The 4,709-nt window shown below is 51.5% G+C and carries 7 protein-coding genes and 1 pseudogene; all 8 read right to left on the reverse strand.

What is annotated here, in order from left to right; all coding sequences use genetic code 11:
* Positions 1–43: 43 nt before the first annotated feature.
* Positions 44–445, reverse strand: coding sequence for an HIT family protein (locus tag HQL52_19990; GenBank protein ID MBF0371723.1), 402 nt, complete (start codon positions 443–445; stop codon positions 44–46).
* 117 nt (positions 446–562) lie between these two features.
* The gene (locus tag HQL52_19995; GenBank protein ID MBF0371724.1) at positions 563–961 is read right to left on the reverse strand and encodes a DUF1311 domain-containing protein; all 399 of its coding nucleotides are present in this window, start codon (positions 959–961) and stop codon (positions 563–565) included.
* A gap of 200 nt (positions 962–1,161) precedes the next feature.
* On the reverse strand, positions 1,162–1,311 hold the full coding sequence (locus HQL52_20000; GenBank protein MBF0371725.1) for a hypothetical protein: 150 nt from the start codon (positions 1,309–1,311) through the stop codon (positions 1,162–1,164).
* A complete protein-coding gene (locus tag HQL52_20005) occupies positions 1,308–1,727 on the reverse strand; it encodes an HIT family protein (GenBank protein MBF0371726.1) in 420 nt (139 codons plus the stop codon). Before HQL52_20005 ends, HQL52_20000 begins: the two co-directional genes overlap by 4 nt.
* A 12-nt stretch (positions 1,728–1,739) precedes the next feature.
* Positions 1,740–2,102, reverse strand: a complete 363-nt coding sequence (locus tag HQL52_20010) for a translation initiation factor Sui1 (protein ID MBF0371727.1) — start codon at positions 2,100–2,102, stop codon at positions 1,740–1,742.
* Between the two features lie 199 nt (positions 2,103–2,301).
* Complete coding sequence (locus HQL52_20015; protein ID MBF0371728.1) at positions 2,302–2,643, reverse strand: alkylphosphonate utilization protein; 342 nt, start codon at positions 2,641–2,643, stop codon at positions 2,302–2,304.
* Positions 2,644–2,895: 252 nt separating this feature from the next.
* Positions 2,896–3,591 (reverse strand): tetratricopeptide repeat protein, encoded by a 696-nt coding sequence (locus HQL52_20020; GenBank protein ID MBF0371729.1) that lies wholly within the window; start codon positions 3,589–3,591, stop codon positions 2,896–2,898.
* Positions 3,584–4,338, reverse strand: a pseudogene (locus HQL52_20025) (IS5 family transposase). Before HQL52_20025 ends, HQL52_20020 begins: the two are co-directional and overlap by 8 nt.
* Positions 4,339–4,709 lie beyond the last annotated feature (371 nt).

Genomic DNA, 4,709 nt, shown 5'->3' on the forward strand with positions numbered 1-4,709 from the left:
CAGGCTCGGCTTTGGTCATGAACGATTCGGGGGGAGTGATTATTCAGTCTTCGGACGAATATTTCGCCTTATTGGGGATAACATGGCGGACGCCCCCTTGGGGATTGGGATGATCACCAAATCGACGGGGAATGAGATGAACATGAACGTGGAAAACGGATTGACCGGCTGCCTTGCCACAGTTCACACCGACATTAAAGCCGGCGATGGTGGGATCCCGGGCCAGCAGCTTCCGCCGTTTTTGATGCAGTAGCCTTTCAATCGCTTCCCGCTCCTCAGGGAGCAGGTCAAAATAATCCGCCACATGTCGGATCGGGACCGCTAAAGCGTGCCCTTCACTGACTGGATGTTCATCCCTGTAGAGCATGGCCAGGTCATTTTTATCAATCACCTGCTCAGCAGGGGGGTGGCAGAACAGGCAGGGATTGTTGGGATCAAAAGTCATGGGGATCGTTTTACCGGGAAAGTGTCTGTTGAAAAAATGAAAAAGGCGGCGCAGGGATGGCGGAAGTTCATGGATTGCGCACTCTTTTGATGACAAACCCACTGGAATAAGCCAGATTTAATTGGCTTCCAGAAGAGTTCGAAGTTCCTCGGTGCGATGACGGGTCATGCGCTCCAGGCAAACATCATAGTTGACCATATAACCCGTTGTGCCTTGGCTGTGGAAGGTTTCAGCCTCACAGTTGCGGTCCCGAAATGTTATCCAGGCCCGTTGCGCTTCTATCAGGGTTCTCTTGAAATTTTTCTCCAGACCAGCCGTGACGCTCTTCCACATACTATTCAAATCTTCATCCGCCAGGCGATACGCTTCACCGGAACAATATTTCAGCTCAACCATACCCATGGCTTTGGCGCAGTCAATCGAGATTTCTTCGTCTGCCAGGGATTGAGCTGGCAATACCAGCACCATCAACAAGACTGGCATCCACCGCCTGACGTTTTCAATGCGTCGTTTCATATGTTTTCCCCACTATTGAGATGATTTATACACACAACCCGCAGGGTGTCACCCCCACGGATCGTACTGCAATCATGTCGGATCGTCCCCACCAACCCCAAGCCGATTGATCCGGGCAACCAAGGGGTTCACCCCCCCACCCATCGGAGCACCTCCTCACGGTCGCAATCACAAAGATCACGGAGTTCGTTTTTCATGGGTCACCAGATCCGCTCCACGCGACCCGCTGCAATCAGAGGTTCGACTTGCTCACGGATCTCTTCAGGATCCAGCATCAGGTGGATGGCGAGATCGGCGAGGAGGGCTTCGTTTTTCTCCTGGAGGAATTTTTCAATCCCGTCGGTGGTCATGTTTGTGGGACTCCAAACGCCCCTTTAAGCTGTTCCAACCGCTTGGCCAACAGGTCATCCGGATAGGGCTCCGAGGGGTGGAGACCCCACACGGGTTTGGGCCAGGCCTTATCCCCCTCAAATCGAGCGATCACATGGATGTGGAGCTGGGGAACCATATTGCCCAAGGCGGCGACATTGAGTTTGGTGGGATTGAAGAGTCTCCGCAACACTTGGGAGGCTTGATGGATATCCCCGTAGACCAGTGCCCTGTCGATATCGGTGAGTTCATCCAGGTCACGCAATCCTGGACGGTCGGGCACCAGGATGAGCCAGGGATAGTGGCTGTCATTGATTAAAAGCACCTGGCAAGCCGAAAGAAAGCCCACCGTGATACCATCCTTGGCCAACGTGGGATGGAGTTCAGTTTGGTTCATGGTCATCGTCATTTATCCGCCAGCCCGTTTAACCTTCAGTCCTTGTTTCTTTAAATATGCCATCACCCGTTCAATGTGATCCCCCTGGATTTCGATTACGCCATTTTTAACCGTGCCACCAGAGCCACAGGTTGTTTTGAGTTTTTTGCCCAGTTGAATCAGAGCGGCTGAATCCATCGCAACCCCCTTGATCAAGGTAACCCCTTTGCCTTTTCGGCCTTTGGTTTCCCTGGAGACCCGCACGATGCCATCAGCGGGCGGTGCCGATTTTTTTCCACGGCAAATGCAAGTTGAACTGGGCTTACCACACTCAGGACACATTTTTCCCTGTTCGGTGGAATAGACGAGCCTCTCTTTTGTTTTGCGGGCTTTCATGATAAATCAATCACCTCCAAACGGGGCTTGCCCGGCTTTTTGAATGGATGAGGTGTGTTGGCTCCCCTGATAAAAACCATGCTAAAAAAAATGGGGATTGCCATCAAATCGCACCACGCATCCCGGAATGGATTTCTCCGATAGCTTGATCATGTGGAGAGCCTCTCTGATGCCCCACTATTTTCAAAAAAAACGCTTCTCAGGCCTTTTTGACAAACTCTGACTTCAACATCATCGGCCCGATACCGGTGATTTTGCAGTCAATGTTGTGGTCCCCATCAACAAGCCGGTTGATTTTCACTTTGGTGCCGATTTTGGCTACGGAAGAAGCCCCCTTCACCTTCAAATCTTTAATCAGGGTGACATGGTCACCATCCTGAAGAAGGTTTCCATGGGCATCCCTGACAACGAATTCATCGCTTTCAGTCGCTTCGGCTTTGGGTGTCCACTCATGACCACACTCAGGGCAGATCAGCAGGCCACGATCTTCATAGGCGTAGGCTGAGTCACATTGGGGGCATGGGGGGATGGAATCGCTCATTTTTAGCTCGCCATTTGGGGTTTGATTGCAAGATGACCCGTGCTTAAGGTAAGGCCATTGTATCGTTTTGATCTTTCAAGAAACAGTATCCGACTCTGAAGCTGGCAGAAAGGAATGGCTGAGGGGGCAAGTGTAGCGACCCCAGAGCCTGTCAGCAAAAAAAGGAAGGAAGGATGGATTGAGCTTGAAAACCCCATCCATCAAGACCTGCGCCGGAAGGAAAAACAAGCGGCGTGGAATCACCACTCCCCCCTACTCAGCCCGCCCCATCGCCTGGCGTATGCGCTTGAGATCACCCCGCATGCTTTCGGTAAATGGGTGTTGAGGGGCGCTCTTCTCCATGATCCCTACCGCACGCTGAATAAGTGGCTCAGCCTGGGCAAGCTGGTTTTGCTTCTCATGAAATTCAGCCAGGTTGGCCAGTGTTGTCGCCACCGTAGGGTGCTCTTCACCCAGGCTTTTTTCCTTGATTATCAGTGACCGTTCAAGGAGTGGTTCAGCTTTGGCGTAGAGGTCTTGATTCTTGTAGAGGTCGGCTAGGTTATTGAGCATTTTGGCCACCTCCGGATGCGCTTTACCCAGGCTTTCTTCCTGGATTTTCAGCGCCCGCTCATAGAGCGGTTCGGCTTTAGCGTAGAGACCTTGTTCTCTGTAGAGTTCGCCCAGGTTATTGAGCGTTGCGGCCACCTCTGGATGCTCTTTACCCAGGCTTTTTTCCAGGATTTTCAGTGACCGTTCATAGAGTGATTTGGCTTTGGCGTAGAGGCTTTGATTCTTGTAGAGGATGGCCAGGTTGCCCAGCGTTTTGGCCGCCTCCGGATGCCATTTACCCAGACTTTTTTCCTGTATTTTCAGTGCCCGTTCATAGAGGGGGATGGCGTCTGCGTATTGGGCTTGTTGGAGATAAACGTTGGCCAGGTTAACTAGGCTGAATCGACATTCAGGCACACCAGAAGGATAGAGCGGCGATCATCCAAAACGCTTTGAAATTGCAATCTTTCCGATCGTATCTGGTTGCAAGTCTCCGAAATTATTTCAATTTCCCGAATGCCCTCTCAATCAAGTTTCTTTGTTTGTACCCCTCTTTGTCGTAGCTGCGCGGAGCCTTGCGATTGGATCTTGGAGGAATGATGACAATGCCCTCCACTCTCTGGATCGTTTCAACCAACTCATTGCTGTCATAACCTTTGTCCGCAATGACGGCCTTGGGATTGAAGCCCTTGATCAACGCTTCGCCCATGGTGATGTCGGCGGCTTGGCCTGGAGTCAGAAGAAAACGAAGCGGGCGACCCTGGCCATCCACAGCCATATGGATTTTGGTGCTCAGACCTCCTCGGGAACGCCCCAGCGCCTGATTCTTGCCCCCCCTTTTCCAGTGGCCGCCTGTTGGTGGGCTCGAACGATTGTGCTGTCTATCATCAGGTATTCATTATCTGGGTCTTCAGACAACACATTGAAAATCTGTTCCCAAACCCCTTTCTCAGCCCAACGGGTGAACCGCTTGTGGACACTTTTGTATTTTCCGTAGCGCTCCGGCAAATCCGACCAGCGGGCTCCAGAACGCGACACCCAAAGAACTCCGTTGACGAACTGTTGATTGTCCTTCCCGGTCCGGCCGGGATCTCCTGCTTTCCCGGGCAGAAATCCCGATATCTTCTCCCACTGATTTTGACTCAGTTCGTATCTCTTGGTCATGATTCCATCGTCCATGAGGTGGTGAAATGAAACTCTTCATGGACAGATAACCATAGCCCGACAGGCCGTTCAAGGTGAATGTCGATTCAGCCTAGCGTTGCGGCCAGATCGGCGCCATCGGGAAGATAAACTTTCTCGGCAATCGCCACCGCCTCTTTCAATGCGGCCTCCGCCCGAGGATATTTTCCGGCGTTCCACCAAGCCACCCCCTTATCGTTTAGATATTGGCTTTCACTAGTGTCCGGTTAAAAATCGAATAATTTCAATTGGTTGCAATGGTTGTCGAGTTGTATACCTTCTTCATTGTCTTCAACCATTTGTAAAAACGACGTTTTCTCGAAAATGGTGACACTCAGAATCTGTAGAAAAGT

The organism is Magnetococcales bacterium (genome assembly GCA_015232395.1).
Lineage (GTDB): Bacteria > Pseudomonadota > Magnetococcia > Magnetococcales > JADFZT01 > JADFZT01.

What these genes read in the sequence shown, in the direction of transcription:
- HQL52_20015 (MBF0371728.1), bottom strand. Translation starts at nt 2,643, where the DNA reads ATGAGCGATTCCATCCCCCCATGCCCCCAATGTGACTCAGCCTACGCC.
- HQL52_20000 (MBF0371725.1), bottom strand. Translation starts at nt 1,311, where the DNA reads ATGACCACCGACGGGATTGAAAAATTCCTCCAGGAGAAAAACGAAGCC.
- HQL52_20010 (MBF0371727.1), bottom strand. Translation starts at nt 2,102, where the DNA reads ATGAAAGCCCGCAAAACAAAAGAGAGGCTCGTCTATTCCACCGAACAG.
- HQL52_19995 (MBF0371724.1), bottom strand. Translation starts at nt 961, where the DNA reads ATGAAACGACGCATTGAAAACGTCAGGCGGTGGATGCCAGTCTTGTTG.
- HQL52_19990 (MBF0371723.1), bottom strand. Translation starts at nt 445, where the DNA reads ATGACTTTTGATCCCAACAATCCCTGCCTGTTCTGCCACCCCCCTGCT.
- HQL52_20005 (MBF0371726.1), bottom strand. Translation starts at nt 1,727, where the DNA reads ATGAACCAAACTGAACTCCATCCCACGTTGGCCAAGGATGGTATCACG.